The following is a 26,731-nucleotide window of genomic DNA, read 5'->3' on the forward strand; positions in this document are numbered from 1 at the left end:
GGAACTTCCCTTATGAACATCGCACTCTCGACCACTCTGACCGACACCGACTTCGACACCGCAGTCGACGCCGTCAAAGCCTCCCTCGCAGATCAGGGCTTCGGTGTTCTCACCGAAATCGACATGCAGGCCACGTTGAAGGCCAAGCTCGGCGAGGACATGGAGCAGTATCTGATCCTCGGTGCCTGCAATCCGTCCCTCGCGCACCGCGCCGTCGGGGTCATGCGCCAGATCGGCTTGCTGTTGCCGTGCAATGTCGTCGTCCGCGCCGACACCTCCGCTTCCGGATCGGTCATTGTCGAAGCGATGAACCCCGACATCATGGTCCAAGCGACCGGCGAGCCAGCACTGTCCGACGTCGCGGCCGAGGCCACCACCAAGCTCCAGGCCGCCATCGACGCACTCGGTGGCCAGGACGCAGCCCACAGCTGATGACCCTGACGCTGGCACTGGTCCTCGGCGTCGCCGTCGGCATCCTGCTCGGTCTCCTCGGAGGCGGCGGGTCGATCCTCGCCGTCCCGGTTCTCGTCTACGCCCTGGGAATGGACCTGTCGGAGGCGATACCGACATCGTTGCTGGTGATCGGTGTCGCCTCGGCGACCGGGGCCATCCCCAAGGTGCGGGCGAAGCTCGTCGAATGGCGACTGGCGGCGATCTTCGCGGCCACCGGTATCGTCGGCACGCTGGTCGGCAGCGTCCTGGGCAGGCATCTGCCCGAGGCCGCAGTGATGATCGGCTTCGCGATCGTCATGATCATCGCCGGGGCGCGGATGCTGCGCAGCACCGACGATGTCGGAACCGCTCGCAAGACAGGAAGTTCCGGGATCGATTGGCGGCGATGCGCACCACGGTCCATACCGACCGGGTTCGGGGTCGGTGTCCTCACCGGACTGTTCGGCGTCGGCGGAGGATTTCTGATCATCCCCGCTCTGGTGCTGTTGCTGGGAATCGAGATGAGTGTCGCTGTCGGAACGTCGCTGGTGGTCATCGTCGCCAACTCCGCCGCCGGACTGATCGCTCAGGCCGACGGGCTCGGCGGGAACTGGCCACTGACAGCCGCGTTCGCCGGTGCGGCGATCGCAGGCTCGCTGGTCGCCGGAAAACTGAGCACACGCATCGACACCGACAAGCTGCGCACGTGGTTCGCCTACCTGGTGTTCGCCGTCGCGGGCTATGTACTTGTCGACACCCTCGTTCTTTCATGACCGACTGCACACACCGAACCGATGCCCCCGGGGGTAATCTGGAAGGACTACCACCATCACACACCCTCAGGAGACCGCAATGATCGGCGACGAAGACAGCATCGCATTGGTACTCAACCGTCTGCGCCGCGCACACGGCCAACTCGCCGGTGTGATCGGCATGATCGAGAACGGACGCGACTGCAAAGACGTCGTCACTCAACTCGCCGCCGTCTCCCGCGCCCTCGACAAAGCCGGATTCAAGATCGTGGCCACCGGCCTTCGTGAATGCATGACCGGCGACACCGCAGACAACAAAGAGCCCATGACCGAAGCAGAACTGGAAAAGCTCTTCCTCGCACTGGCCTGAACGAGGACGTTTCACGTCAGAAACGAGGCCGACCCGATTACACCGTAGGAGTACCCCGTGAGCACCACCGATCCAGACATCGCCATCATCGAAACGTCGAGCCTCGGCGACCGCAGCTACCTGATCAGCCACGACGGCATCGCCGTCGTGATCGATCCCCAACGTGACATCGACCGCGTCCTGGCACTGGCTACGGAGAAGAACGCCGCGATCACCCACGTACTCGAAACCCACATCCACAACGACTACGTCACCGGCGGACTCGAACTCGCACGCGCCACCGGAGCCGAATACGTTGTGCCCGAGGGTGACCCGGTCGAATTCGAGCGACGGGCAGTGGGGGACGGCGATGTCGTCGACGCGGGATCGGCGACGTTTCAGGTCATGCACACCCCGGGCCATACACATCATCACGTCAGCTACGTACTGCAACTCGGAGACGAACCGATCGCGATCTTCACCGGCGGCTCGATGCTCTACGGATCCACCGGCCGCACCGACCTACTCGGCTCCGAACACACCGACGAGCTCACCCATGCCCAGTTCCACTCGGTCCGTCGAATCGCCGCCGAACTCCCCGCCGACGTCGAGGTCTACCCCACCCACGGATTCGGTAGCTTCTGCTCCGCGACCCCCACCAGCGGCGACTCGTCGACCATCGGTGAACAGCAACAGTCCAATCCCGCGCTGACCCAGGACGAACAAACCTACGTCGACGAGTTGATCGCAGGACTGTCGGCCTACCCCGCGTACTACGCCCACATGGGCGTCATCAACACCGAAGGCCCCGCACCGATCGACCTGTCCACCCCAGAACCCGTCGACCCCGACGAACTACGCCGCCGCATCGACGACGGACAATGGGTCGTCGACCTCCGCGCACGCACCGCCTTCGCTGCCGGACATCTCGACGGTTCCCTCGGCTTCGAGCTGTCGACGACATTCGTCACCTACCTCGGCTGGCTCTACCAGTGGGGTGCGCCGCTGACCTTGATCGGCGACACATCCGATCAAATCGACGAGGCCACAAGGGAGTTGGCACGTATCGGCATCGACCACCCCTCCGGCTCCGCTGTCGGAGAGATTCATTCGCTCGCCAGCGACGGGCGCGTACGGTCCTACGAAGTGTCCGACTTCGCCGGACTCGCCGCAGAGGACTCGGACATTGCAGTGCTCGACACCCGTCAACAGTCCGAATACGCGGACGGCCACATCCCCGGTGCGATCAACATTCCCCTCCACGAACTGCCACACCGACTCGCAGAAGTTCCCGACGGCAAAGTGTGGGTGCACTGCGCCTCCGGCTATCGCGCCTCGATCGCGGCCTCACTACTCGACCGGGAACATCGCAGCGTGGTGCTCATCGACGACGACTACAACCGCGCAACAGATCTCGGACTCGACACCTCGAAGACATGACGAAATGCTTCGACGACCGAACGCGACGAGACAGGCGTACCCCCAGGGGGTATATGTTGGTATCATCGGCCGCATGCACTCAGTGAATCGGCACGGTCGACGGGGCACAGCTCCGACGGCAGCTTTACTGATTGCACTGACGGTGTTCGGTGTCCTGTTGATGCATTCGGTGACACCGATGTCGATGCCCGTGACCGGCTCGATGTCCACATCGATGAGCGGCGGCCATGCCTCGTTCGCAGCACCGTCCCACACGGACGCCACGGTTCCGGTGATGACCGGGGAACATGACTGCCCGTCGGGGCACCAGATGATGCATCCCTGCGTCGGCACGACGGTGTCGTGGCCCGCGCTGACGGTCCCGGCGATGAGCGCAGCCCTCGACCTGGCGCCGACATCGGTGAACCGGATCATTGGACGGGCCGACTCCACGCTTGAGCGTGCGCCGCCGTGGACGTTATGGGAGTTGGACAGATCGGTGACCTTGCGAGTGTGACAGGGAGCCCGGCAGACGCGTGTCTGTCGGCGGATCGAACGACATCCAATTCTCTGCACTACCCACTCTTGCAAGGAGTTTCCTCATGCGTACCAAAGTCATTGCCTCGATCGCTGCTGCCGCCGCGAGCGCGTTCCTCGTCGTCGGCTGTAGCGACAACGCGGCCGATTCGTCGATGGACGGCCATGCGATGGGATCGATGTCCTCGGCACCGATGTCCTCGGCCCAAGCAAGCGCGTCCGCAGAGTTCAACGATGCCGACGTGATGTTCGCGCAGATGATGTACCCGCATCACGCCCAAGCAGTCGAGATGGCCGACATGGCGAACGGCCGCACCGACAACCCGGAGGTGCTGTCGCTGGCATCGGCGATCGCCGCCGCGCAACAGCCCGAGATGGACCAGATGACCACCTGGCTCACCGAGTGGGGCCAGCCCATGCCCGACATGGACAGGGGTGACATGGGTGACATGGGTGACATGGGCGGGATGGACCACAGCTCCGGCAGCGGCATGATGACCGCTCAGGACATGGACGCGTTGATGGCAGCGTCGGGACCGGAATTCGACCGCCAGTGGTTGACGATGATGATCGCCCACCACACCGGCGCCATCGAGATGGCGAACACCGAAATCGCGGACGGTTCCAATCCTGACGCCCTGGAGATGGCCCGCACCATCGTCGCCACCCAGCAGCAGGAAATCGACACCATGCAGCGGCTGCTCGGCTGACCCGGCCCGCTATAGACAACGATGGCCGCATCCTCTCCGGCGGAGAAGGTGCGGCCATCAACGTTCCACAATTGTCAGGGCTGCGTTTCCGGTACGAGATCAGCTCTCACAGTGACGGTGTGCGCTGCGACGGAGGGTTGGAACTCCCCTCGTTCACCGCTCCGGTGATGGTGTCGGGTGTGAGGTCGAGTCGACGCAGTAATTGTGCGTTCGCAGCGACGATGATCGTCGACAGCGACATCAGGATCGCGCCGATCGACATCGGCAGCACGAACCCGATCGGCGCGAGCACTCCTGCCGCGAGCGGAACCGAGATGAGGTTGTATCCCGCTGCCCACCAGAGGTTTTGCTTCATCTTTCGGTACGAGGCGCGCGAGAGTTCGATCACCGACAACACCGACCTCGGGTCGTCGCTGGCGAGGATCACTCCGGCCGATGCGATTGCGACGTCGGTGCCGGCCCCGATCGCGATACCGACATCGGCCTGCGCCAGAGCTGGGGCGTCGTTGACTCCGTCGCCGACCATCGCCACCGTACGGCCTTCGCTCTGGAGTTCAGCGACGTTGTGGGACTTGTCTTCCGGTTTCACCCCGGCGAAGTAGCGGTCCACACCGAGCTCGGTGGCGACGGACTTCGCGACGGCGTCGGCATCACCGGTGATCATCACGACCGCGACTCCGCGGGCGTGAAGCGCGTCGATCGCGGTGCGTGATTCGGGCCGGATCTCGTCGGCGAGCGCGAGGGCACCGATCACGGCCCCGTCGGCGAGGACGTGCAGGATGATCGCCCCGTCGCCGCGCCACCGGTCGGCGACGGCGAGTTCGGATCCGTGTTCCTGCTCGAGCAGCGCGGGCCCGCCGACCTGTACGCGGGTGCCGTCGACGTCGGCTGCGACCCCGACGGCGGGGGACGACTGAAAGCCGGCTGCAGCCGGGACGGTCAGGTTCCGCGCGCGTGCGGCCGCAACGATAGCCCGTGCGAGTGGGTGCTCTGAGTCGGCTTCTGCGGCAGCAGCCAAAGCGAGGACATTGTCGGCGGTGCGCCCGTTCGTCACCTCGATTGCGGTGACGGTGGGTTCACCCTTGGTGAGGGTCCCGGTCTTGTCGAAGAGCACGGTGTCCACCGTGCGCATGGTTTCGAGTGCGAGCCGGTCCTTGACCAGAACACCGCCGCGGGCGGCGCGTTCGGTGGCGATGGAGACCACCAGCGGGATCGCGAGTCCGAGTGCGTGCGGGCAGGCGATGACCAGCACGGTGATGGTGCGGATGACGGCGTCGTCGGGCATCCCGACCAGAGTCCACACCGCAGCGGTGATGATCGCAGATCCGAGAGCGAACCAGAACAGCCAGCCGGCGGCGGTGTCGGCGATGCGCTGAGCGCGCGAGGTCGAGTTCTGGGCGTCGGCGACCAGGCGGCCGATGCCGGCGAGGGCGGTGTCCTCCCCTACTGCGGTGACCTTGATGCGGAGACCGGAGTCGGTGGCGACAGTGCCGGCGACGACTTGGTCGCCGTCGCTGCGGCGGACGGTGCGTGATTCGCCGGTGATCATCGATTCGTCCATGCTCGCCGATCCGGAGACGATGGTGCCGTCCGCCGGTACGCGGCCGCCGGGGCGCACGACGACGACATCACCGAGCTGCAGCTCGGACGGGGGCACCGGCACCACATCGTCGCCGTCGACGCGTTCGGCGGTGTCCGGAAGCAGCGCCGCCAACGAGTCCAGAGCGGAGGTGGTCTGCGCGAGGGATCGCATTTCGATCCAGTGCCCGAGCAGCATGATCACGATCAGCAGGGCCAGTTCCCACCAGAAGTCGAGCTGATGATCGAGCAGGCCGAGGCTTGCTCCCATCGACGCGACGAATGCGACGGTGATCGCGAGCGCGATGAGCAGCATCATTCCTGGTGCACGTGAACGGATTTCGCTGACTGCGCCGGTGAGGAACGGGGAACCACCCCAGGCGTACATCACGGTGCCCAGCACCGGGGAGACCCAGGCGATCCACGACGAGTCGGGCAGTGAGTATCCGAGGAGCATCGCGAACATGTTCGAGGCAACGATCACCGGAACGGCGAGGACCAGCATGATCCAGAACAGGCGACGGAACATGCCGACGTGGTCCCCATGACCGGCATGGCCACCGTGACCGGTATGGCCTTCGTGTTCCTTCTCGCCATGGCCGGAGTGGGCTGCGCTGTGTTCGGATGCATCGTGGCCCGGCAGCGTGTCCGCTGTCTCGGCTCCGCCAGCGTCGGCATGTGTGTGGCTGTTCATTGCGGTAAATCCTTCTCTCCACCAGGTTCAGCGGTTACGCGGTGCGCGAATCTGTGGGTTGCGGTTCGGCTGTGTATCCAGCCTCGCGGACGGCTGCGATGACCCCGGCGTGGTCAGGCATTTCGGCGCTGGTCACCGTCAGCGTTCCCGCAGCTGCAGATGCCTCGACCGTGTCGACTCCTGCAACGGTGCTTACTTCTTCCCGGACCGATGCTTCGCAGTGACCGCAGGTCATGCCCGTGACTTTGTAATTCGTGGTGATCATGTCGCGCTCCTCTGGCTGCTTAGATACCCCCTGGGGGTATCCGGATGACATGTCAGACAGTACCCCCTCCCCGTATGTTTCGGAAGGCCGTTGGCTGCGTCGAGTGGCTTACGAACCTGCGGCGAAGACCAGTCCGTTGGCCGAACTTCGGATCGAGTCATGGTGCGGTGGGGTCTACGTCGAATCGGCCTGGGTGCGCAGTCCTGACATAGCGGACCGCAGTGGTGGTGCCGATACCGAACACGGTCATCAGGGCAACTGGGTCGCCACTGTGGGCGGCCTCGTCGAGGATGCGATCGACACGCAGTTCGCGGGCGGTGATGCCGAGGTCACGGAATGGCCGGGTGATGTAGTGGCGACTGCCCGGCAGTGCGGTAGGCGCAGTTATCCGGGTGATCAGCAAGTACGGATTCGTGCTGGTCGGCCACCGCAGCTGACGGTAGATCAGCCAGTCGCGGAGCACCTCAGCGGTGAACTCGTCCAACCAGAACGTGTGGCGGGTGTGCGTACGGGTGACGGTTGCTCGTCCTGCCGAACGGTCGAGATGGTCGAGTCGGAAGCCGATGACCTCTTCGATCGTCAGCGCGTGGACCGCGACGAGCGCCAGAATCACCCGGTCATCGGGCCTGCTCAGCTGATCGAACAGCCCATGCACGCGGTCGGACGGCAACGGTCTGAGGATCCTGCGGCTGTACCGACCAGCGACCTCTCGGGCAGGGTCGGCGAAGATGCGACGTTCGCGTTTGAGTCCGCGGAAGAGCGACCTCAGGGCCGTGTGCACGTTGCGTCTCGACTGCCCTGAGTGACGGCTCAGCGCGCGCTCGATGTCGACAGTTTCGACAGATCGCAGGCTTTGGTGTGTCTCAGCCCATTCGTGCAAGACCGGTTGCGCGAAATTGAGATAGAGGGCAATGGTCACTTCCGTCAGCGGTCTGGACTTACGTCGACCGCGGCCGCCCAACGCAGTGACCCACGCCTGCACGTCGTCGCGGAACTGCGCGGGTGTTTGCTCGATCATCCGTATGGTGCGCTCGGTGTGCCGGGCGGCATTACTTGCCGCCACCCCATCGGCAGGGTTTCGTTCCGACATCAGTTGGGAGGTGGGACGCGGCGGGCTCCGCGCTTCCTGGTCCCGGTAGCGGGTGCGGCCGGGCCCGACCGATCACCGATTGCGCGTGCTGGAGCTGCGTCGAGATCCACGCTGTGAACAGCTTCCGCCAGCATCAGATCACCGACAGTGCAGTTCAACGCCGCACAGATCTTGTCCAGGTCATCGAGACGGATCGTGACCGGCGCCGAAGACCACAGGGCCGCAGTCTTGCTCAGTGACGGGTGGAAGTCGACCTGCTCGAATGCTTTGAGTAGCTGCGTCGGACGCCAGATGTCGCGTTGCGCCGCAACCATGCGCAGGTTCCATTTCATCTTCTAATTCTCCGTACTCAAGCGCCGCACGGCGCGTTGTGTCGACTCGATGACAGACCGTTCCGGGTCGGCTCCGGCCGACGCCAAATAGCCCACAGTGGTGCTCGCCCATTCGTGGCCGAGCATCTTCTGCACATCCCACAAGGGCATGCCTTGTTGGTAGTTGTGGGTGGCGCAGGCGTGACGCAGCAGATGGGGGTAGAGCTCGCGCACCGGGCCGTTCAGATGAAGGTGCGACGCAGCTTTGAGATTGCGGCGGAAAGTCGAGGGCTGAATCGCGGGTGCAACGGCGAGGTTGAGCGCCGCGACGGCGGTCGGCAAGCGTTCCGATGGCCACAACGGTGCGCCCGCGTCGGTCGGGTCGTCGCTGAACTCGCCCCGGATCTGTTCGAGATACCACCACAGCAGCTCTCTCCCCTCTTCGAAGAGAAACGCTTGCCGTTCGCGTGGACCTGATCCGCGAGCGCCCTTACCCACGACGACGAAGCGGCCCCACTGTCCCGCTTCCCAATGAATGTCGCCGATCCTCACCGCACACAGCTCCGACGCGCGCGCACCGGACAGGTACGCAATCTTCGCCATGGTGTAGTCGCGCGCGCTCACGTGGTACTTGCGTGAGCGCGGCAGGGCCTCTCTCCACTCGGCGAAGAACGCTGTCATCGCTCGTCGAGTGGGAGGAATCCGCAGCGCGAAATCACCTCTGTGTCTCGGCCGGTTGAACGGGTCGACCGGTGACTCGACACCGACACCGAACGCTCGGAGCAGCTCGCCGGCGTAGCGGTGCTCGAGGAATCGGTAGTAGTTGTCGATCTGAACTGTCTTCTTGCGGATGGTTGCGTGACTGCGCTTACCGGGACCGGCAAAGTACTGATCGAACTGTTTCTGGGTCAATCGCCATGGCACACAATCGAAGTAATCGCATATCTCGATCACGGGATACATGATTCTCTGCAACGTCGCCGGGCTCAGACCCGCCACATCTCTGGCCCATCCGTATTCGACCAGCGTGTTACGGAAAAAGTCGTGTTCGTCGTCCCCTGACGCCGACGCCAGCCGCTGCAGCGATTCGACGTCCGCAAGTTCCCCGCTGCCGACCCGCGCGGCACTCGATGCGCCGTCGGCAGCGATACGTCGCTGCCGACGAGTAGCGAAATCTGACACGAACAGTGAACTTATGCGAGGAACTCGCAGAATCTACGAGTAACTGATGAAATTTGAGCGACCACGGAATGAAGAAGAATCGTTGCTCTGACCAGGGAACCTGGGCTTACACCGGTTCCTGGCAGCCGATCGAACCCGTGCGGACTCCAGTGGCCAACGCGGGGTCAGCGTTGTCGACGGCGCATCGCGGGTGAAGCTGTTCTCGCGCAACGGAAACGACATCTCTGCCTCGTTCCCGGACGTGGCGGCGGCATTGTCGGATACGACGGCGGGTCGATCAGTGACCCTGGACGGCGAGTTGGTGGCACTGGATTCGGGCGGTCGGCCCGATTTCGGGCTGCTGCAACGCCGAATGCATGTCGCGCGCCCGTCGGCGGCGTTGCTGCGGTCGACCCCGGTGACGTATTTCGTGTTCGATGTCCTCGACGTCGACGGCGAATCGGTCCGGACGCTGCCCTACACGCAGCGCCGTGCGCTGCTCGAGGGCCTCGGCGTGGCCGACGGGCGGCGGGTACAGGTGCCGCCGACCATGACGGGAATCGACGGCGAGACGTTGATGGGCATTGCCACCGACAACGGCATCGAGGGGGTCGTGGCGAAGAAAGCGGAGTCGGTGTACCGATCGGGGATCCGGTCGCCGTCGTGGATCAAGGTACCTATCCGGAACACACGCGAAGGCGTGATCTGCGGATGGGTTCCAACGGGCGGGCGAGCCGGCGGGACACTGGCGGCTCTGCTCCTCGGAGCGTACGACGAGGCGGGCGAGTTGGTCTACATCGGCCGTGTAGGAACGGGTTTCACCGATCAGATGCGCCGAGAGCTACGGAGCACACTCACCGAGCGCACCCGTACCGGCAGTGCGCTGCACGGTCCGGTCCCGCGCACCGACGCAGTCGGAGTGTCCTGGGTGACACCGGAATTGGTGGCGACCGTGGAATACCGCGAACAATCAGCAACGGGACGTTTACGGCATCCCGCATTCAAAGGAATCCGATCCGACATCGCACCCCGCGACGTCGTGACATGAAAGGGTGCAGCTCACCGCCACATTCGTTGGTTACGCTGGCCGGTAACCGAGTCCCTGACATTGCGTGTGATCGAAAGGTTTCCGGCTGTGGCCAAACGAGTGACAACCCAATTGGTGGACGATATCGACGGGTCGGTCATCGACGACGAATCCGGCGAGACCATCGAATTCGCGGTCAACGGCGTCGAGTACGTGATCGACCTGAAAGCGAAGAACGCCACCGAGTTTCACAGGAAGCTCGACTACTACATCGAGCATTCCACTCGGGTCGGTGGCCGCAAGCGTAAGCCCTCCCCCGCCGGCGCGACGACGCCCGCTAAAACCGGGACACCGGCCACCCGTGACCCGGCGCAGACACGCGCGATCCGGCAGTGGGCCGCCGACGAGGGTTACGAGATCAGCGATCGCGGCCGCATCCCGGCCGCCATCGAAGAGGCCTACAACGCCGCGCACTGACCTCTCGTGAGCCGCCTGGCCGTCGTGGGCAGTGCGGTGGTGGGGCGTCGAGCGGGGGAGCTCGAGGGCGGCGGCAGCCCCCTCGACCCGGGCCGGGGACGCTTCCCCACCTGCGCTGTGGGGCCGATACTGTCCGGCGATGGATGAGGGGTGGCGGGCACCGAATGTGCCCGCCACCCCTACTCCGTTACTGGTCGGCGGCGTTGTCCTCACTGGGCGCGGTGAGGGCGTCGTACGCCTGCTCGGGGGTGAGCATTCCGGCTGCGGCCTGCTCGACCACGGTCAGCACGTGGCCGTGCTGGTCGAGGAAGCCCAGGTAGTTGTCCTGGTTACCCCAGGACGTACGACGCCAGGAGTCGTTGCCCTTGCCGCTCACTCGTGCTTCGTAGGCGGCGAGGATCTGCGCGAGCAGGATCACCTGCGCGCGGGTCTCGCTGGGCGTCTTGTCGATCGTGGCGGCGAGCGCTCGCCGCGCGGCCTTGTCCGCGACACCGGGGTACCCGGCGCTGGGGCTGGTGTCGACAGGCACGGTGACACCGAGCAGCTCCGTGAGGTACTGCGGCGCTTTGTTCTCGGTCAACAGTCCCGGCTCGTCGACGAGGGTTTCGGTGATCCACTTCCCTGCCCCCTTCGGCAGGGTCTTGCGGGTGAGGAACTTCGTCAGCCATTCCTTGCGGACGATCGTCGCGGCGGCGCTGGCCTTGTTCAGTGCGACGGTGCGCCGCCGAGTGGCCTTCTCGGCTTCCTTCTCCGCGAGCGCTGCCTGCGCTGCTTTCTTCTCGCGTGCCTTCCTCTCGGCTGCGGCCTGGTCGTCGGCCTCGTCGGGTTCGCTCGACGCTGCGGCGAGGATCGGCCCCAGTTTCACACCGGCCGCGTCGGGGTCGGCGGTGAAGTACTCCGGCACCCACACCTGGGCGACGGTGACGTCCTTGTGGTGGTGGTAGCCCTCTGCGGCGACGGCTTTCGGGGCTCCTTCGGTCGCCCAGTCGATCGACTCGGACTCGATCACCTCGCCGCTGGCGGTGAGGGTGATCTGCTCATCGGCAGTCAGCCACACCGCCCAGTGCTCGGCCGCGCCGTCGATGACGGCGTCGGTGACCGGCTCTCCGTCTGCGGTCACCAAGTCCTCAGCGGCGACGTAGGGGCTGTCGTAGTCGGGCTCGTCTACGAGGACGGTCACACCTTTCTCGGCATACGGGGTACCGGCTTCGGCGCGGGCCTTGCGTTCGGCGCGGTCCGCGATCAGCTCCTGCGCCACAGAGTGGAACCACGACCCGGCGTCGAGCAGCCTCTCGACGGCCTCGGTGTCGCCGTCGGCGTCGAACACGGCCACGATCGCGGCCTGCTCGAGGTCGAGCTGCCCGGCGTCGAGCGCCTCGCGAGCTGTTTGCGAGCGACCCGCTGTCCCTGCGGCTTTGGCGGTGTCCCGGTTGTCGTACTGCATCGTCTTGGCGATCTTGGTAGCCGACAGACCCAGCTCGAACATCGCGGTCACGGCCTTCGCGCGTTGACCGTCGGTGAGCGCGATGCGGCGGTCGTTGGTGTTCACCTGCTGCGTGAGGCGTTCGATTTCGCGGTCCTTGGCCTTGCTCGCAGTCGGCCGGATCAGCACCGGCACACTGTCGACCCCGGCTTCGAGAGCGGCGAGGGTGCGGACCTGGCCGTCGATGACGACGATGCGGTCCTCGTCGCGGCGCGCGAGGATCGGCAGGAGCACACCGTGTTCGGTGATGGAGGCGACGACGGCGCGGAACTCGTCCGAATCGGTGTCGACCTCGTCGCGGACGTTGGGGCCGACTTCGAGGGCGGTGGGGTGCAGGCGGGCGAACTCCTCGCCCGCCCCCACGACCGGCGTGGTGCCGGTCGTGGGGGCTTCGGTTGCGGCGGTGGTGGTTTCGATGCTTGCGGTCATGGTGGTGTCTCTCCCTGGTAGATTCTTCGGTTGGAGACACCGGGCAGTTAGGAGCTGTCCGGTGTTTTCTTGTTTTCCGGGCCTGTACGGGCCTGGGGGTTATTGCTGAGCGGTGGCTGCCTGGTGGTGGCCTGCCTGGCGTGCGGCGTGGATTTCGGCCTCACTGGCTCCGTTTTCGCGGGCGGTGCATGCCCAGAACGCGGCCCGCTCGAGGTGCGCATCGACGGTGGTCGAATTCGCATCCTCAGCAGCTCGGTTGACCTGCTCGGTGTAGGCGGTGACCTGCGCGAGTGCGTGGGTCTTGACCTGCGCCGGTACCTGACCGATCGCGGCCATGATCGCCGTGTGCAGTCCCACCGTCCTCGGTCCTGTGATGGTGTCGTGCATGACCTGACGTCCCTTCTCAACTGGTGGCCGGACCCTGTTGCCCTGCCACGTTTTTTCGCCGTTTCTGGCGTGAGGAGAGAAACCAGCGCACGGGAACAACGGGGCAACCCCTCGGCCGGACAGTTTTCGTGGGAGCGCAGCGACTACGGGACGAAAAGTGTTCGGAGCCTTGGCCGTAGCGCAGCGGAGCGAGGGGTTGAGGCGGCGGGCACGGGTGATGGATGCTCGCCGGTAGCCAGAACCGCAGTGAAAAAACGTCTTTGCTCTTCCACGGTGCGGAGCGCAGCGGAGCTCGATTCAGGGGACGCCCGCAGGGTGGCCGGCACCGCCGACAGGCGGAATGCACGACTACCGGTCGACGCCGGCGGCGTGGCCACCTCCACCTGTGGAAATCGCGGCGTGATTGTGCGGGAGCGACGGAGGCCGGCCCCGCTCGGTGTCGCGGCAGCACTGGGCTGAATTCGGTGGTCAGCGGCGCGGAATGTTGACAGACCAACATGGGCGATGTCGGGGCAAGGCATGATGCCGAGTCATGAAGTGGGTTCGTGGTGTGGCGCTGATGTTCGGTGGCCCTGTTGTGTTGATCGTGGGAGGAACTGTGTGGGGTCCGTTGATGGAGTGGGATTTGACTCAGCCGCAGGCGACGTTGATCGCGGGGTTGGTCGCTGGGCCGTTTCTGATCACTGCGGCCTATATCGCGTTTCATGGTCAGCGGGAGAACATGAGGACCGAGCGGGCAAAGTTCAACGAGCAGATTAAGGTTCAGAAGGAGCAGGCGCGGGATGAGTTGCAGCTCAAGCGTGATCAGTGGGTGGCGGAGCAGCGTCTGGTAAATGCACGGAACGTGCGCGATCGGGACAGTGCATTGTTTGCCCGGATGCTGGCGTTCTATGCGGAGTTCGCCCGTGCTGTGGGGCGGACCAAGAGAGCAATACCGCGACCCGCGGTTGTCGATCCGGAGGGTAGTTGGGCTTTGGTCGACTCGTATCTGGTCGATGTCATAGCGGCGAGCAACAGCGAGAACAACTTCTTGTCTGAGTTGCGTCTTGCTGGCTACGACCCGACTCGAATGCCGCTGAGCCCAGTCCACGGGGCGATGAGACTGGCTCGGGAAAAGCTTGAGCAGGCAGTTCGAATGCGGCTGCAGGGCGCGGCACTACGTAATTTTGCGGATTCTGCGATCAGCGAATTCGATACCGCATTCAACGATCTGACGGCGAGGGCTGTCGCGGCTCTCGACGATCGCGATAGGGCCGTCGAGGTTCTCGCGGACGCATTGGAGTCAGTGGACCGGCCTACAGGTGGTGCTTGATCGACCCCGATCGGCTGGCTCATTGCGTGCTTGGTCGATTGTTTGCAGGGCGGTGAGGACGATTGCTCGGGCCGCCTGTTCGGCGATTTCGGCGGGTAGTGGTGGTCCGTCGATGGTTCGGATTCGCATGGCTTCGAGTGTGGCATCGGGTACCGACAGATTGTGTTGCGCTGCAACGGGTTGAAGTCCGAACCGCACGTGCACGGGCGGCCTGTCTGCGCTGCGGGTCGGGGTGTAGCAGTGCGGAGCGCAGCGGAGTTCGATTCGGTTGGACGCCCGCAGGGTGGCCCGATCCTGCTCCCTCACGTTTTCCTGATCCCAGGCAATGGAGAAGGCCCGCACCCGGTGTCGGGGTGCGGGCCTTTCGGTCTGCAGGCTGTGGGCCTGTGTCAGGGCTGTTCGGCTGGTGGGGTGGTCGGGCGCCCTTCGGCGGCGTCGCGGATCCACTGGGGTACCTCGAGGCCGTCGCGTTCGTACAGTGCGACCGATGCCCGTGCTGCGGCCCGTGCGACCTGTGGTCGGGCTGCGGTGGTGCGCTTCTCGGTGGTGGTCATCGTGGGTCCTCCTGCTCGTTCTGGTTGTCAGTGTCCTCGGTTTGTGCCGGTGACGCCAGTGCTCGCCACAATGCCCGGGTCGCGACGGCGCGCAGGACGTCTCGTTCGGTTCGGGTGATGAGCGGCGAGTCGGTCACCGGTGTGTAGATGTCCCAGCCCAGTGCGGCTTCGGCTTCGTTGTCGCTGGTGGTGCGTTCGAGGCACCAGGTGATCCGTTGCCAGGCTTGGGCGCGTTTGTCGGCGACGGTGCGTTGGCGGACGGTCAGGGCGACGCCGACGACGGCGAGGACGCCGACGAACAGGGTGACCCAGGCTTGAGCGGGCATCAGGGGCGTTCCTTCCAGGTGGTGCGAGGTTGGTTGCCCCGGTGCCGTCAGACACCGGGGCGGGTGGTCACAATCGTGAGGTTCCGCGGACGATGTCGCCTTCGATGTAGGTGAACCCGTCTCCGCGGCCGTCACGGAGCGCGAAGTGGTAGTCCGCGTGGACCCAGACGGTATCGAAGTGTCCGGCGTCGGTGAGTGTGCCGAGTAGGTCTCGGTCGGCTCCGTTGGGGAAGAACGCGACTCCGGACGAGGGCGGGTAGTAGCGGTTCAGGGTGTCGATCAGCGTTTCGACGCTTCGGCATTCTGCGGCCGCGTCGAGGGCCTTGTCGTAGGTGGTCCAGTAGTCGTCGTGGTTGCTGGCGGTCATGGCTTGTGCTCCTCGGTTGGTCGATCGGTTGGGGTGTGGTGAGCGGGCCTGGTCAGTAGTCCTCGTCCCAGTGCTCGCCTGCGTAGGTGGGGTCGAAGTCGGCGGGTGCGTGGGCCGGGTAGCGGCGTCGGAGGTCGTCCTCGAGGCCGAGCCGGTCTTGCCAGTGCTTGTCGCATCTCGGGTGCGCTACTCCGGTTCCGGACAGTGCGTCCCGGTATTCGACGTCGCCGGTGCAGTCGGGTCCGTCCGCGATGCAGGTAACGGTCTCGGTGTTCGTGGTCTCGGTCATAACTGTTGCTGCCCTTCGGAACGGTGCCGGGTCGGTCTTGCGTCCTCCCCCACGTTTTTTCGCCGTTTCTGGCGTGAGGAGAGAAGGCAGCGCACGGGAACGACGGGGCAACCCCTCGGCCGGACAGTTTTCGTGGGAGCGCAGCGAGCACGGGACGAAAAGTGTTCGGAGCCTTCGGTCGTAGCGCAGCGGAGCGAGGGGTTGAGGCGGCGGGCACGGGTGATGAATGCTCGCCGGGAGCCAGAACCGCTGTGAAAAAACGTCTGTGCTCTTTCGAGTGCGGAGCGCAGCGGAGCTCGATTCGGTGGACACCGCAGGTGGCCTGTCCGCCGGCCGGAACATTTCGGCCGGCGGACCCTCCCCCGACCGGCTACGCGGCCTCCCCGGTCCCGGTGTCCTCGCCGTCGTCCGACTCGGCGGCGGCCGGGTCGAGGGCGTCGGCCAGCTCGTGGACGGCGGTCAGTACTGCTTTCGCGGTGGCGGTGACCTGCTCGAGGTCTCCTGCGGCCCATCCGGCGATGTAGCCGACGCTGTAGGCGCTGGTGTCGAGTCCGAGCATCCCGGCCAGGACGTAGGCGACGGATTCGGCTTCGACTTCCATCCGGCCCCGGTGCAGGTCCTTTCGGGCCTCAGGGCCGATGAGGTCGGGTGCGTGCATGATCGCGTGCGCGGCCTCGTGGATCATCGTTTTTGCGGCCGCTGCGGGTTCGAGGGCGGCGTCGACGACGATCCGGTGGGAGCCGTCGGTGGTGGTGTAGCCGTTCGCGCTGCTGGTGATCGCTTCGCGGGTGACGGTCCATCCTCGGCCGGTCATGACCGCCGCTACGCGGTCGTAGATCGCGTCCGGATCGGCGCCGGTGAGGAGCCGGGTGATTTCCTCGGGCTGGGGGTGTCCCTCGATCGGGTCGGTTTGGGAGTGGTCGAACACCGACAGAATCGGGAAGGTGGGCACCTTGCGGGTTTCTTCGTCGCCGGTGTCGGGGTCGGTCTCGGTGATGGTGCGGGAGCTGTAGCCGTAGATCCGGATCGCTTTCTCGCCCTTGCGGACTTGGCGTCCGCGCTGCTGCCACGCGCGGAATCCGGCGACCTGCGTTGCCTCTGGTTTCTGGCTGAGGATCAACAGGACATTATTGAAAAAGGATGCGGAATAGCATCAGGTGCACGATCTCCGCCTCGCCTGGTCCAGGCGACACGATCTCACCACGTCGTCGACGCGCTTCGTCGTGGCTGCATTGGCACGCCAACCGATTGGAGGGCAGACTCGCTCGTATGAAGGTGGAGATCTTGTACTTCGACGGGTGCCCGAACTGGCAGGAGGCTGCGGACCGGGTTCGTGCTGCGGCCAGCCTGATCGGACAGTCGGACATCGAGATCGGGCACCGGTTGATCTCCTCCGACGCCGAGGCAGCGGCGTCGGCCTTCGCAGGCTCACCGACCATCCTCATCGGCGGCGTCGACGCCTTCGACGATGCCGTGCAACTGACCGAACTCGCCTGCCGCGTCTACTCGACCGACTGCGGCCTGGCGGGTCTGCCGACCGTCGACCAACTCGCTGCGTCTCTGCGATCCAAAGGCGAAGCGTCGCAACGATGAACGCAGCGAGACCCCTCGTCACACCGCCCCGGAAGAACGCTGAGCGGTAGCGCCCGCCCGGCGACCAGCGCACCTCGGCCTTCACGCGCTCACCGAAGGCACGGCAGCGTTCGCTCCCTCGTGTCGTTCACCGGCGTTAGTGTTGCGCATGGGTATGTCCAAAGCGGTCCCCGCGCTGCCGGTACGACACATCGAGACAGCGATCGCCGTCTACACCCGCTCCTTCGGCTTCACGGCGCAGTACTCCGATCCCACCTTCGCCAAGCTCACTCGAGACGACGTCGAGATCCACCTGTGGGCCGCCGACGACGACAGCTGGAACAGCCGACCCGACACCGCACCCTGGCCGGTGTGCAGCGGAGCGGAGACCTTCCTCGCCGGAACGGCCAGCTGCCGCATCACCGTCGACGAGATCGCGGAACTGTACGACGAACTCTCGCGCGCGGGCGTCCTGCACCCTGCAGACGCCGGCCACCCCGTCGCGACGGACTGGGGAACGACGGAGTTCGCGACCGTCGACGGCGACGGAAACCTGATCACGTTCTCCACGAGCACTGTTCGGACCCAAAGCCCAGTCGTCGACGGTGACGGAAACGCTGTCACCACTTCCTGACCGGCGGAGCCACCGATCGCCACGGATCCCCTCGACACCATCACGGCCCTTGCATGTCGCGGCAGCTCGTAGACCCTGGATACATTCCTTTATCGAACATTTATCTATTCCGCGCAATTAATCGCGAATATCCGGAAAAGAATCAGAGATATCCACTGCTTAATTCCGGTAATAATTCACGATCTATAAGTACGCGATTAAACTTATAAACCGGCTTTGACCTGGCGATACGTGTCGACCGTGCATTCTTCGAGAGGGTTGCGGAAAGGCCCTCGATGTGGGACTCTGATGGAGGCGAAGCAACCGCTGAGCCAAGATATCGAGAATCCAACCGAAAGGCCGATATGCCACACGTGTGCGCAAATCACCCCAACAACGGGACGGAATTTCACTATGAAGGGAGAGTATTATGGCTGCAGAAAAGAATGATGGGTCCGAGACCGGGCGAGCAGGCTGGAGAGGATGGTTCACCAGGTTCAGGGGTTCACGACCCGTGAGGACCTTGTCGACACTGAGGCAGGTGCACGGGTGGGCACATCTGGTGTGCCATGTGTTCGGTGTGGAGATGCCGTGGCCAGGCGACGAGGTTTCGTCTCCTGTGTGGGCAATGCTGATGGCAGTCTGGGATGTGGTGGGTCCGTGGGTTCACGGGGCCGTTGACTTGCTGATTGCTGTGTTGCAGTTGTTCTATGGCTGATAGGTAGAAGCACCAGGAGCCGGTGGCCGTTCGCGGTCACCGCGCTTTTGGTTGTAGGGAAAGTCGAGTCGGCCACATCGGGCCTTCGAGGCCAGGCCGGCAGGCCAGTTTTACGCACGAGAAAGGCACCTCGCGGGGGTTGGAATCCCGTTGAGGTGCCTCTCTGCAACATACCCACCTGAATGAGGGAACCAATATCGCGTCGAGACTATTGGTTCGGCCCCTCACTCCTGGCCCTCCGACGTTCCGGGTTTGGACCCCGATGCCGTTAGGTCGTGGTCGGCACTACTGCATTGCCGCCGCGTCGCTTCCCGGTATGAAGCACAGGCCAGGCCTGCCGCTCTCAGACTATCAGAAGCATCGTCGAGAGGCCCGCGGATTGGCCTCAGGTCCGCACGGTCGAGGTACTCGACTTCGCCGCTGCTGGTCCACCTGAGGTCGCTTGACCCGCGTCGGGCGATACCCACGGGGCCGGCTGCTGGAACGGCTGCGCGAGCCGATACCGGTTGCGTCGCACCGTTCGGAAGGTGACGGAGTCCTGACTCTCTGTCACGTCCACTGTGAGGACGCCTCGTTCGACTAGCTCGGCTAGTCCTCGTTTTCGGCTCGATCGGGAGATCCCGTAGCGGTCGTCGAAGTAGCTCCCGACGATGAAGAATTCGGGATCCTCGGCTCTGGTCATCGCGAGCGAGCATAAGTACATCGCCACGCCGGCCCCGGAGAGGTTTGCGGCCAGCCCTTCGGTCCAGAATGCACGCGGGATCGGCAGGTAGGGCTCGGTGTTGTAGGGCGGCTTATAGGGAACAGGTGCGCCGCGGCTGTCGATGGGGCGCGATTCGTTGTGGAGCTCGATCAGCGTTTTGGGTCCGATGGTATGCAGTCCCACCAGGCGTCTATCGGCCAGTTCGTGCAGGGCGTCCCGCACAGCTCGGGCACCGTCTCCTCGTGGGTCGTCGCTACGACCGATCAGTTCGGCCCAGTAGGCGGCGACACGGCTGGTCGTGTAAGGCTCCCGCGCTGTAACCCAGATCAGCGAGAGTAGGAGCGAAATCCTGAGCGCGCCTCCTTGCCCACCTGCTGCACCTCGTGTGCGCAGCAGGCTCGCAAGTGGAGTGAGGTCCTGGCTGCCGAGCTCGCGTTCGACGAAGGAACGGCGAAGTGGACAGGTGTCGCGCTTGACCGCCGCTGCCGGGGATTCTCGCCGGACGGTTGATTCGACCACTGTCTTCGTCCTTTCCGAATTAAGCCTCGGTGCGGTAGCCTGATGGTTCCGCGAGCGTACTGACGCGCCGACGGGGAGTACCTCTATTGGGGTTCCGTTAAGGCTATCACTAGTGTCGCGTTAACGTTGCCTATGCGGTTCAGTGGTTTTCTGGTCGTTCAGAATGCTCCACCCAGGGCCGTGTCCCACGACGCGGGACCGGCTATCGCGCCGCTTCGGCGTGCGCGAAGGACCCAACGGACCGAGTGGTATGAACATCGCTATGAAACGTGTCGTGTTGGCTGCGTTGGTTGTGGGCCTTATTGCAGGTTGTTCGGGTTCCGCAGATGACGCCGCGGTGGACCGAGCCGATTCACCGTCCGTGACCGTGTCACCGACGCAGGCAGCAACGCCGTCATCGACCGCCGCTACGCCTGAACCAGGGGCCGGAAGCATCTCTTTCGACTGCTACTCGGGTGCTGGGTACGACACGAAAGGGACCTACAGGATCTATCCCAAGGATGGCCTGTTGGACTTCAGAGCGTTGTGGGCGACCAACCCGCATTCATGCGATATCCGCGCCGATGCCGTCATGGCCACCACCGATGCCGAGAAGGCCGCCTACGCAGCGTCCGGATACGACAATGGCGGAAGCATCAAGACTCTCTACACGATCTGCGCAGAGAACGATCCCGGCGATGTACGTGCGCAGCCGGGGTTTGTGCTCAGCGGTCCGCAGGCCAAAGAGGTGCAAGCTGCGCTGATGCTTTGCCCGGGACACCCGCAAGCGCCACTTTGGACCGCTGCGCTGGGCGACGCCGCAGTGAACACCGAGCTGGAAGCGTCCGGTCAGCGATTCGGTAACGGTACGCATCTCGTCAATGCCGAGATCGCTCCCGGCACTTACGTAATCGAGGGAGAGATCGAAGGCTGCTACTGGAGTCGACAGGACTCCAGCGGGAACACGATAGACAACGATTTCATCCCCAACGCTCGCCGCGTTCAGGTCACCATCGACCAGTCGGATTACGCCTTCGACTCCAAGGGATGCGGCACGTGGTCGCCGGAATCGTGACCCAGCGAAGCAGTCGCACATCTCGTTGCGACAACCCGTCGAGCTTCGAGGCCGAGGACGCGACTTCGTCTTCTCGGACCCGCGCAAGGGCAGGGAAATCAGGGCCTAGTCTTCGCCGCGCTGCTGGTCGTCGATGACGTTGTTCGTGAGCTCGATCGTGGCGAGATAGAGCCAGAAGATCCAGTCCAGGTAGTAGTCGGGGTAGTCGGCCTTCTGGTCTTCGGTGTGGTGGCGGATGTCGAACTTGTTGGCGATGTGAAACAGCTCGCCTGCATGGGTTTTGTCCAGCGCGTCGGCTAGGACGTTCTTGCGGCGTGATTCGAGAACGTCGGCCAGGGATCTGGCGGCCGCGCGTTTGTCGTTTCGGGTGACACCTCGTCTGCGGAACTGTTCCACGCCGTGTTGTACGCGGTCGACGCTGGGCGTGGTCCTACTGGTGGTGGTGTCGATCAGGTCGTTGCGTGCGTCGTCCGTGGTGGTGACGAGACGGCCCTCTTCGGCGCCGTCCTCGGCAAGGCGGAGCCTGACGTCGTGTCGGTCGAGAAGCTTGTTGACGCGCCATCGATAGACGGCACGTCCGCCTGTCGAGTCGAACTGCTTTCCATGCCAACCGCATTCGTTGTGATTATGCTCCCAGCCGTCACGGGGGCGGGCGGCCGCGTCGTATAGAACTTCGACGACGTCGTAGAACAGATCACGATCTTCGATCAGCACACTCGAGTCGAGCGGCCATGCGAGATCTACAGTCAAGTGTTGATACAGGTACCGCTCAGGTTCGTGGCCGCGTTGATCGTCGACGCAGTCTTTGGTGAAGATACGGTCGAAGTAGCAGAGGGTGTCCAGGTCGTTGACCAGGTCTATATAGCGGGCAACCAATGTATCGAACGCCGCTGGAGACTCCGCAGACGTCGTGATGCCGCGGCGTTCTCGCCAAAGCGGCCGTCTGGCTGGCGGATCTTCGTTGAGCCGGTCGGCCTGCGACATGAGGTCGCGGAGAAAGCTCTGGCGGTACGAAAAGACGTTGTCATTGGGCTTGTTGCCCCATTGCCGGCCCAGAGTGCCGGGGAGCTCGTTCAAATCGTCAAGAGGCCCGCACGCCGGAAAATCCACGAACGCGTCGCGAAGCAGCATCTTGCAGCGGTCGTCCCAATTATCCTCACTAGCCCGTAGGTTGAGCAGCTTTGCTGCTTCCTGTACGAAAAGTTCTCTTGGCCAACGCAGTTGGTAGTCGGAGTCAGTGTCAGTTTCAGAAGTGGGCGTCATGTTTTCCTGGGGTTTCACCTCCGATTGCAGTGGTCTTCTGACATTCTGAGTGCAGAAGTGGACTGCACAATCGGTCACCTGGGTCGGGTGTTCGGAGGCTGCAATGGATGCGGAGAAGTTCGACGTCGTCGAGGCTGGTGTCTTGACCGCGTCGGCCGAGCAGTGGGAGCAGGCACGGGCACGGTTCGCAGTGCTCAACGAGCTGATGAATCGATCCGCGATCGGTACCTCCGCGGTCGAGGATGCAGCGCAACAGTTGAGTGTCTCGCCCCGGCGGGTGTACGCGCTGCTGTCCATACTCCGGAATGGGGAAGGGGCGGTTACCGATCTACTGGTCTCCGCGCCCGCAGGCGGACGTGGACGCTCCCGCGTGCCAGACGAGGTGGAAGACGTGATCACCGAGCACATCAACCGTGAATTCCTGGCTCGTCAGAAACTCAGTGTCGCTGCACTACATCGTCGTATCGCGCAGGCCTGTCACCGCGCCGGACTCCCGATCCCAGCCCGCAACACAGTCAATGCCCGGATCGCAGCAATGCACCCGGGCCGTGTCGCACGCTCACGTGGCGGACCGGACGCCGCCAGGTCGCGGCAATCCGCGGGCGATGTCCCGCCGCCGGTGACGGCCGTTCTCCAGCAAGTACAGATCGATCACACCGTGGTCGATCTGATGATCGTCGACGAATACGACCGGGCGCCGATCGGACGTCCTTATCTCACGATTGCCATCGATGTCCTCAGCCGCTGCATACCTGGGTTCGTGGTAACTCTCGATCCGCCGTCCGCAGTGTCGGTCGGGTTGTGTCTGGGCCGGGTGTGCTCGGACAAAAGCGTATGGATCGACTCTCTGGGCCTCGGCGCGGATGTGCGGTGGCCGATGGCCGGAAAGCCGCACCGCCTGTACATCGACAACGCTTCCGAGTTCAAAAGTGAAGCGCTCCAGCGCGGTTGCGAGCAACACGGCATCGACCTCGGCTACCGCCCACCCGGCAGGCCGCATTACGGCGGGATCGTCGAACGCATCATCGGCACCGTCATGACCCAGGTCCACGAACTCCCCGGCACCACATTCTCGAACCCAACTCAGCGGGGCAGCTACGACTCGGATAGTAAGGCGGCGTTGACGTTACGAGAACTGGAACGCTGGCTGGTCCTGGCGGTCGCGGCGTATCACGCAGAGGTGCACACCGGCCTCCGGCAGAGCCCGGCTGCGCGGTGGACCAGCAGCACCGACGCTGACAGTGCTCTGGCGAGCTCGACGGTGGTGGACGAGACCGCATTCCTGGTGGACTTCCTTCCCGTCATCCGCCGTCGCCTGACGCGGACGGGGTTCGTCATCGACCACATCCAGTACTTCGCGAACGCTCTGAAACCGTGGATCGCCCGACGAGAGACCCTGGGCCAGTTTGTGATCCGCCGGGACCCACGAGATCTGAGCAGGGTGTGGGTCCTGGACCCCGACAGCGGCGGCGGATACATCGAGGTGCCGTATCGAACGATGTCACATCCAGCGGTGACCTTGTGGGAACATCGCGCAGCAGTGACACGACTGCGCGAACACGGCCGAGCACATATCGACGAACACGCCTTGTTCTCGATGATCGACAAGATGCGAGAGATCGCAACATCGGCGCAGAAGGACACCAGACGGGCTCGACGTAACCGCAGTCGTCGTGCGCACCTGAGCAGCGTCGTGACATCACCGAACGCGATGGGCCCGCCCGAGCTTGGCCCAGGCACCGACGACGTGTCGGTTCCGATCTTCGACGACATCGAAGAATGGTGAAACGGTGAACAACGACCCCCGAATCACGCCCGCAGGCGACGGCGACGACCGTAGCTGCCAAGACATCGACCCCGGTAGTGCGGACCTCAACCATCTGCGCAGTTCGGTCAGACCGATCGCGGTTCTCCCTGCCGCGCAACGCATCAGGCACATTCGCACGGAACGGTGGATCGGGTATCCGCGTGCACGGTCGGTGATCGAGCACCTCGAGACGTTGCTGGGGTGGCCGGATCGGCAACGAATGCCGAACCTGCTTCTGATCGGACCGACGAACAACGGCAAGTCGATGATCATCGAGAAGTTCCGGCGTGCGCACCCTGCGGTCACCTTGCCCGACCGTGAGCAGATACCGGTGCTGTGTATGCAGATGCCCCCGGACCCAGCACCCGGACGGTTCTACCTGGCGATGCTCGCGGCACTCGGAACGCCGATGCGCCCGCGAAGCCGCGTTCACGAACTCGAACAGCAAGCGGTTACGCTGCTGCGAGCGACCGGGGTGCGGATGCTGATCATCGACGAGCTCCACAATGTTCTTGCCGGCCGCGACAACGTGCGCCGAGAATTTCTGAACCTGTTGCGGTTTCTTGGCAACGAGCTGCGGATCCCTCTCGTCGGAGTCGGTACCCGAGAGGCGTACCTCGCTATCCGCAGCGATGGGCAGTTGGAGAACCGTTTTCACCCCATGACGCTGCCGATCTGGACCAACGACACCGACACCCGCTCCCTGCTGGCGAGTTTCACCGCCAGCTTCCCATTGCGTGCGCCCTCGCATCTGACATCGGCGGAGATGACCGACTACCTCCTCACCCGGTGTGAGGGCACCATCGGCGAACTGGCCACGCTGTTGACCGCGGCCGCAGTGACCGCATTAGAGGCCGGAGAGGAAGCGATCACCTCACAGGTGTTGACGCAGACCGTCTACTCCGGGCCTACCGAACGCCGCCGCCACTTCGAGCGGCACCTGGCATGACAATTCCATCCGATGCCCCTGCAGCGCACACAGCGCTCGCCCACAGTGCGTATCCGCGGTGGCCCCTTCACCCGCAACCACTACCTGGTGAGACTCTGATGTCGTGGCTGGCCCGGACCAGCGCACTGTATTCGTTGATCAATACAGCGGACCTTCTCGACGGGCTCGGCTTCGAGAGTCCGGGCGTGGACCTGGACCGCTACACACCCGAGCCGGTGCTGGACGCCCTCGCCCAGAGGAGCACCTGTGCGGCGGAACGGCTGCGTGAGATGACGCTAGCGGGGTGCACGCCCTGGCTCCTCGACAGCACCGACCCCGCCGAATGTGACTTCGACACCTACGCCCATCAGTTCTCTGTCCTACTACCGGCGGGTCTGGCGATGGCAGATCGACGTCGACGCGCACCGCCCGCCGGCATGTGGCTTCCCTGGGTGAGCAAGCTCGATACGCGGGCATGTCCCTTGTGTATCGACGACCTCGACACAGACGCCGATATCGCGGTCATGATGGCTCATCAGTACCCGATGCTGACCAGCTGCACGAAACATCACTGTCGACTGGAATTCTGCAGTGTCGTACCCGGCAGGCTGGTCTTCTGGGAGAGGACACCAGCAGGCTCGGACGATCACGCATCACCGATACCGGTACCGGCAGTCGTCGCAGAAATCGACCGGCGCACCGCCGCCGCATTGACGAGCGGGTCGGTCGAGCTCGGCGCGGGCCGTGTTCATGCCGCAGTGTGGTTCAGGCTGCTGCGTACCGTCGTCGACGAGGTATCGACGCCGCTGGTCCGCACCGGATGGTGGGCGAAGCCACTGAGCGCGATCTGGAAGTCCACCGGCCATTCTCGCCCGCTCCGGACATCATGGGTTCCGTTCGAGCAACTGCGGTGGGACGAGCAAGCGAAGGTTTTGTTTGCCGCCGCGACCGCGATCATCGCGGTGGAGAACGATGAGATGGCCGCGAGCGGTGCTGATGCCTGCTTGCTGCGGCCGCGACGGTACGAGCCGGTCGATCCGGGGACCGCTCCGACAAGGTCTCGCAGTCCGGTACCCGCCCGCAGCGCTTGGGACGGTGTGATTGCGGCGATCGATGCCGCTGTCGCCGCCGCCCGCGTCGACAGCGACGCCGCCCGATCTCTGTTCGGATTGGCGAGAACGGGTTGCCGCACCGAAGAAGACATCGATGAGCTGGCCTATGCCTTCGTCGAGCTCGGCATCCGACTGGACTGGGACTGAAGCGCGCATGATCACCCCACGTTTTTCTACGCCCGCTTTTACGCGGGAATCAATCGCCTCCTGTAGTCACCCACGGTCTGTGTGCGGTGACCGACGAGAATTTCCGTTCCCGCACCGTCTTCGTCTAAATCCCTGCTCAGCGCGTTTCAACTCGAAAGAGCTGTCGGGGGTGCTCGCTACAGTCCCTGTCATGGCAGATCGGCAGCTAGGTGAGGTCCTGGACACGGATTCAGTCGTCCCGGTGAGGAGTGCGGAGGTGTTTCCGGACCTGTCGGGCGAGGTCGCCGCTCGGATCGAACGGTCGATGGCGTCGGCACGGTCCGGTGCTACCCGCCGCGCCTACGAT

At 64.2% G+C, this 26,731-nt stretch carries 30 protein-coding genes; 16 read left to right on the forward strand and 14 right to left on the reverse strand.

Annotation, left to right across the window (positions count from 1 at the left end; translation table 11 throughout):
• Window positions 1–12 precede the first annotated feature (12 nt).
• From QM588_RS23610 to QM588_RS23635, 6 genes are all read left to right on the forward strand, one after another.
• Window positions 13–432: a DUF302 domain-containing protein gene (locus QM588_RS23610; RefSeq protein ID WP_027494150.1), complete on the forward strand. Its 420-nt coding sequence runs from the start codon at window positions 13–15 to the stop codon at window positions 430–432.
• Window positions 432–1,205 carry a sulfite exporter TauE/SafE family protein gene (locus QM588_RS23615; RefSeq protein WP_283317021.1) on the forward strand — a complete coding sequence of 258 codons (774 nt, stop codon included), beginning with the start codon at window positions 432–434 and terminating at the stop codon, window positions 1,203–1,205. Before QM588_RS23610 ends, QM588_RS23615 begins: the two co-directional genes overlap by 1 nt.
• 79 nt (window positions 1,206–1,284) lie before the next feature.
• On the forward strand, window positions 1,285–1,554 hold the full coding sequence (locus tag QM588_RS23620) for a metal-sensitive transcriptional regulator (protein ID WP_027494148.1): 270 nt from the start codon (window positions 1,285–1,287) through the stop codon (window positions 1,552–1,554).
• A gap of 57 nt (window positions 1,555–1,611) precedes the next feature.
• A complete protein-coding gene (locus QM588_RS23625; RefSeq protein ID WP_008720030.1) occupies window positions 1,612–2,973 on the forward strand; it encodes an MBL fold metallo-hydrolase in 1,362 nt (453 codons plus the stop codon).
• Between the two features lie 73 nt (window positions 2,974–3,046).
• Window positions 3,047–3,469 carry a DUF6153 family protein gene (locus tag QM588_RS23630; protein WP_027494146.1) on the forward strand — a complete coding sequence of 141 codons (423 nt, stop codon included), beginning with the start codon at window positions 3,047–3,049 and terminating at the stop codon, window positions 3,467–3,469.
• Between the two features lie 85 nt (window positions 3,470–3,554).
• A complete protein-coding gene (locus tag QM588_RS23635; RefSeq protein WP_008720034.1) occupies window positions 3,555–4,199 on the forward strand; it encodes a DUF305 domain-containing protein in 645 nt (214 codons plus the stop codon).
• Window positions 4,200–4,305: 106 nt separating this feature from the next.
• Here QM588_RS23635 and QM588_RS23640 read toward each other — a convergent pair whose 3' ends face one another.
• The 5 genes from QM588_RS23640 to QM588_RS23660 all read right to left on the reverse strand — a co-directional run bounded on the left by QM588_RS23640 (window position 4,306) and on the right by QM588_RS23660 (window position 9,319).
• Window positions 4,306–6,471 (reverse strand): heavy metal translocating P-type ATPase, encoded by a 2,166-nt coding sequence (locus QM588_RS23640; protein WP_283317022.1) that lies wholly within the window; start codon window positions 6,469–6,471, stop codon window positions 4,306–4,308.
• Between the two features lie 34 nt (window positions 6,472–6,505).
• A complete protein-coding gene (locus tag QM588_RS23645; RefSeq protein ID WP_094653568.1) occupies window positions 6,506–6,736 on the reverse strand; it encodes a heavy-metal-associated domain-containing protein in 231 nt (76 codons plus the stop codon).
• 157 nt (window positions 6,737–6,893) lie between these two features.
• The gene (locus tag QM588_RS23650; protein WP_283317024.1) at window positions 6,894–7,754 is read right to left on the reverse strand and encodes a hypothetical protein; all 861 of its coding nucleotides are present in this window, start codon (window positions 7,752–7,754) and stop codon (window positions 6,894–6,896) included.
• Between the two features lie 71 nt (window positions 7,755–7,825).
• A complete protein-coding gene (locus QM588_RS23655; RefSeq protein WP_170949153.1) occupies window positions 7,826–8,158 on the reverse strand; it encodes a helix-turn-helix domain-containing protein in 333 nt (110 codons plus the stop codon).
• 3 nt (window positions 8,159–8,161) lie between these two features.
• Window positions 8,162–9,319 (reverse strand): tyrosine-type recombinase/integrase, encoded by a 1,158-nt coding sequence (locus QM588_RS23660; protein WP_212669313.1) that lies wholly within the window; start codon window positions 9,317–9,319, stop codon window positions 8,162–8,164.
• Window positions 9,320–9,437: 118 nt separating this feature from the next.
• On the opposite strand from QM588_RS23660, the gene ligD reads away from it, so the two are divergent.
• The 3 genes from ligD (at window position 9,438) to QM588_RS23675 (ending at window position 10,949) form a co-directional block, all read left to right on the forward strand.
• Entirely contained in the window at window positions 9,438–10,346 is a 909-nt protein-coding gene (gene ligD / locus QM588_RS23665) for a non-homologous end-joining DNA ligase (RefSeq protein ID WP_283317038.1), read from the forward strand.
• Window positions 10,347–10,433: 87 nt separating this feature from the next.
• Window positions 10,434–10,802, forward strand: a complete 369-nt coding sequence (locus QM588_RS23670; RefSeq protein WP_037174614.1) for a histone-like nucleoid-structuring protein Lsr2 — start codon at window positions 10,434–10,436, stop codon at window positions 10,800–10,802.
• A 6-nt stretch (window positions 10,803–10,808) separates the two neighbouring features.
• Window positions 10,809–10,949, forward strand: coding sequence for a hypothetical protein (locus QM588_RS23675; protein ID WP_170944870.1), 141 nt, complete (start codon window positions 10,809–10,811; stop codon window positions 10,947–10,949).
• Window positions 10,950–10,989: 40 nt separating this feature from the next.
• Here the strand turns inward: QM588_RS23675 and QM588_RS23680 are convergent, their stop codons facing one another.
• Window positions 10,990–12,714: a ParB/RepB/Spo0J family partition protein gene (locus QM588_RS23680; protein ID WP_094739368.1), complete on the reverse strand. Its 1,725-nt coding sequence runs from the start codon at window positions 12,712–12,714 to the stop codon at window positions 10,990–10,992.
• 99 nt (window positions 12,715–12,813) lie between these two features.
• The gene (locus tag QM588_RS23685; protein WP_094739367.1) at window positions 12,814–13,101 is read right to left on the reverse strand and encodes a hypothetical protein; all 288 of its coding nucleotides are present in this window, start codon (window positions 13,099–13,101) and stop codon (window positions 12,814–12,816) included.
• Window positions 13,102–13,633: 532 nt separating this feature from the next.
• Between QM588_RS23685 and QM588_RS23690 the strand changes: the two genes are divergently transcribed.
• On the forward strand, window positions 13,634–14,413 hold the full coding sequence (locus tag QM588_RS23690) for a hypothetical protein (protein ID WP_125833447.1): 780 nt from the start codon (window positions 13,634–13,636) through the stop codon (window positions 14,411–14,413).
• Window positions 14,414–14,802: 389 nt separating this feature from the next.
• Here QM588_RS23690 and QM588_RS23695 read toward each other — a convergent pair whose 3' ends face one another.
• The 5 genes from QM588_RS23695 to QM588_RS23715 all read right to left on the reverse strand — a co-directional run bounded on the left by QM588_RS23695 (window position 14,803) and on the right by QM588_RS23715 (window position 17,069).
• Window positions 14,803–14,967 carry a hypothetical protein gene (locus tag QM588_RS23695; protein ID WP_155288773.1) on the reverse strand — a complete coding sequence of 55 codons (165 nt, stop codon included), beginning with the start codon at window positions 14,965–14,967 and terminating at the stop codon, window positions 14,803–14,805.
• On the reverse strand, window positions 14,964–15,293 hold the full coding sequence (locus tag QM588_RS23700) for a hypothetical protein (protein ID WP_094739366.1): 330 nt from the start codon (window positions 15,291–15,293) through the stop codon (window positions 14,964–14,966). Before QM588_RS23700 ends, QM588_RS23695 begins: the two co-directional genes overlap by 4 nt.
• Window positions 15,294–15,360: 67 nt before the next feature.
• Window positions 15,361–15,660, reverse strand: coding sequence for a hypothetical protein (locus QM588_RS23705; RefSeq protein ID WP_048320401.1), 300 nt, complete (start codon window positions 15,658–15,660; stop codon window positions 15,361–15,363).
• A gap of 52 nt (window positions 15,661–15,712) precedes the next feature.
• Window positions 15,713–15,949 (reverse strand): hypothetical protein, encoded by a 237-nt coding sequence (locus QM588_RS23710; RefSeq protein WP_053068851.1) that lies wholly within the window; start codon window positions 15,947–15,949, stop codon window positions 15,713–15,715.
• A gap of 370 nt (window positions 15,950–16,319) precedes the next feature.
• Complete coding sequence (locus QM588_RS23715; RefSeq protein ID WP_230678344.1) at window positions 16,320–17,069, reverse strand: ArdC-like ssDNA-binding domain-containing protein; 750 nt, start codon at window positions 17,067–17,069, stop codon at window positions 16,320–16,322.
• A 149-nt stretch (window positions 17,070–17,218) separates the two neighbouring features.
• Between QM588_RS23715 and QM588_RS23720 the strand changes: the two genes are divergently transcribed.
• Window positions 17,219–17,542: a hypothetical protein gene (locus QM588_RS23720; RefSeq protein ID WP_048320402.1), complete on the forward strand. Its 324-nt coding sequence runs from the start codon at window positions 17,219–17,221 to the stop codon at window positions 17,540–17,542.
• 148 nt (window positions 17,543–17,690) lie between these two features.
• Window positions 17,691–18,155: a VOC family protein gene (locus QM588_RS23725; protein WP_212709834.1), complete on the forward strand. Its 465-nt coding sequence runs from the start codon at window positions 17,691–17,693 to the stop codon at window positions 18,153–18,155.
• Window positions 18,156–19,237: 1,082 nt separating this feature from the next.
• On the opposite strand, the gene QM588_RS23730 is transcribed toward QM588_RS23725, so the two are convergent.
• Window positions 19,238–20,074: a hypothetical protein gene (locus QM588_RS23730; RefSeq protein WP_048320404.1), complete on the reverse strand. Its 837-nt coding sequence runs from the start codon at window positions 20,072–20,074 to the stop codon at window positions 19,238–19,240.
• Between the two features lie 262 nt (window positions 20,075–20,336).
• Here QM588_RS23730 and QM588_RS23735 point away from each other — a divergent pair, with 262 nt between their 5' ends.
• A complete protein-coding gene (locus tag QM588_RS23735; protein WP_283317032.1) occupies window positions 20,337–21,128 on the forward strand; it encodes a hypothetical protein in 792 nt (263 codons plus the stop codon).
• 105 nt (window positions 21,129–21,233) lie between these two features.
• Here the strand turns inward: QM588_RS23735 and QM588_RS23740 are convergent, their stop codons facing one another.
• Window positions 21,234–22,391: a hypothetical protein gene (locus QM588_RS23740; protein WP_283317033.1), complete on the reverse strand. Its 1,158-nt coding sequence runs from the start codon at window positions 22,389–22,391 to the stop codon at window positions 21,234–21,236.
• A gap of 103 nt (window positions 22,392–22,494) precedes the next feature.
• Between QM588_RS23740 and QM588_RS23745 the strand changes: the two genes are divergently transcribed.
• From QM588_RS23745 to QM588_RS23755, 3 genes are read left to right on the forward strand one after another with little or no spacing between them, the layout of a single operon-like run.
• A complete protein-coding gene (locus QM588_RS23745; RefSeq protein WP_032389201.1) occupies window positions 22,495–24,177 on the forward strand; it encodes a Mu transposase C-terminal domain-containing protein in 1,683 nt (560 codons plus the stop codon).
• 4 nt (window positions 24,178–24,181) lie between these two features.
• On the forward strand, window positions 24,182–25,147 hold the full coding sequence (locus QM588_RS23750) for a TniB family NTP-binding protein (RefSeq protein ID WP_230074848.1): 966 nt from the start codon (window positions 24,182–24,184) through the stop codon (window positions 25,145–25,147).
• Complete coding sequence (locus QM588_RS23755; RefSeq protein WP_052047645.1) at window positions 25,144–26,385, forward strand: TniQ family protein; 1,242 nt, start codon at window positions 25,144–25,146, stop codon at window positions 26,383–26,385. Before QM588_RS23750 ends, QM588_RS23755 begins: the two co-directional genes overlap by 4 nt.
• Window positions 26,386–26,731 lie beyond the last annotated feature (346 nt).

Source organism: Rhodococcus sp. IEGM 1354, from assembly GCF_030056855.1.
Lineage (GTDB): Bacteria > Actinomycetota > Actinomycetes > Mycobacteriales > Mycobacteriaceae > Rhodococcoides.

What these genes read in the sequence shown, in the direction of transcription:
- QM588_RS23610 (WP_027494150.1), top strand. Translation starts at nt 13, where the DNA reads ATGAACATCGCACTCTCGACCACTCTGACCGACACCGACTTCGACACC.
- QM588_RS23615 (WP_283317021.1), top strand. Translation starts at nt 432, where the DNA reads ATGACCCTGACGCTGGCACTGGTCCTCGGCGTCGCCGTCGGCATCCTG.
- QM588_RS23620 (WP_027494148.1), top strand. Translation starts at nt 1,285, where the DNA reads ATGATCGGCGACGAAGACAGCATCGCATTGGTACTCAACCGTCTGCGC.
- QM588_RS23630 (WP_027494146.1), top strand. Translation starts at nt 3,047, where the DNA reads ATGCACTCAGTGAATCGGCACGGTCGACGGGGCACAGCTCCGACGGCA.
- QM588_RS23635 (WP_008720034.1), top strand. Translation starts at nt 3,555, where the DNA reads ATGCGTACCAAAGTCATTGCCTCGATCGCTGCTGCCGCCGCGAGCGCG.
- QM588_RS23640 (WP_283317022.1), bottom strand. Translation starts at nt 6,471, where the DNA reads ATGAACAGCCACACACATGCCGACGCTGGCGGAGCCGAGACAGCGGAC.
- QM588_RS23645 (WP_094653568.1), bottom strand. Translation starts at nt 6,736, where the DNA reads ATGATCACCACGAATTACAAAGTCACGGGCATGACCTGCGGTCACTGC.
- QM588_RS23650 (WP_283317024.1), bottom strand. Translation starts at nt 7,754, where the DNA reads ATGATCGAGCAAACACCCGCGCAGTTCCGCGACGACGTGCAGGCGTGG.
- QM588_RS23655 (WP_170949153.1), bottom strand. Translation starts at nt 8,158, where the DNA reads ATGAAATGGAACCTGCGCATGGTTGCGGCGCAACGCGACATCTGGCGT.
- QM588_RS23680 (WP_094739368.1), bottom strand. Translation starts at nt 12,714, where the DNA reads ATGACCGCAAGCATCGAAACCACCACCGCCGCAACCGAAGCCCCCACG.
- QM588_RS23685 (WP_094739367.1), bottom strand. Translation starts at nt 13,101, where the DNA reads ATGCACGACACCATCACAGGACCGAGGACGGTGGGACTGCACACGGCG.
- QM588_RS23690 (WP_125833447.1), top strand. Translation starts at nt 13,634, where the DNA reads ATGAAGTGGGTTCGTGGTGTGGCGCTGATGTTCGGTGGCCCTGTTGTG.
- QM588_RS23695 (WP_155288773.1), bottom strand. Translation starts at nt 14,967, where the DNA reads ATGACCACCACCGAGAAGCGCACCACCGCAGCCCGACCACAGGTCGCA.
- QM588_RS23700 (WP_094739366.1), bottom strand. Translation starts at nt 15,293, where the DNA reads ATGCCCGCTCAAGCCTGGGTCACCCTGTTCGTCGGCGTCCTCGCCGTC.
- QM588_RS23705 (WP_048320401.1), bottom strand. Translation starts at nt 15,660, where the DNA reads ATGACCGCCAGCAACCACGACGACTACTGGACCACCTACGACAAGGCC.
- QM588_RS23710 (WP_053068851.1), bottom strand. Translation starts at nt 15,949, where the DNA reads ATGACCGAGACCACGAACACCGAGACCGTTACCTGCATCGCGGACGGA.
- QM588_RS23720 (WP_048320402.1), top strand. Translation starts at nt 17,219, where the DNA reads ATGAAGGTGGAGATCTTGTACTTCGACGGGTGCCCGAACTGGCAGGAG.
- QM588_RS23725 (WP_212709834.1), top strand. Translation starts at nt 17,691, where the DNA reads ATGGGTATGTCCAAAGCGGTCCCCGCGCTGCCGGTACGACACATCGAG.
- QM588_RS23735 (WP_283317032.1), top strand. Translation starts at nt 20,337, where the DNA reads ATGAAACGTGTCGTGTTGGCTGCGTTGGTTGTGGGCCTTATTGCAGGT.
- QM588_RS23740 (WP_283317033.1), bottom strand. Translation starts at nt 22,391, where the DNA reads ATGACGCCCACTTCTGAAACTGACACTGACTCCGACTACCAACTGCGT.
- QM588_RS23745 (WP_032389201.1), top strand. Translation starts at nt 22,495, where the DNA reads ATGGATGCGGAGAAGTTCGACGTCGTCGAGGCTGGTGTCTTGACCGCG.
- QM588_RS23755 (WP_052047645.1), top strand. Translation starts at nt 25,144, where the DNA reads ATGACAATTCCATCCGATGCCCCTGCAGCGCACACAGCGCTCGCCCAC.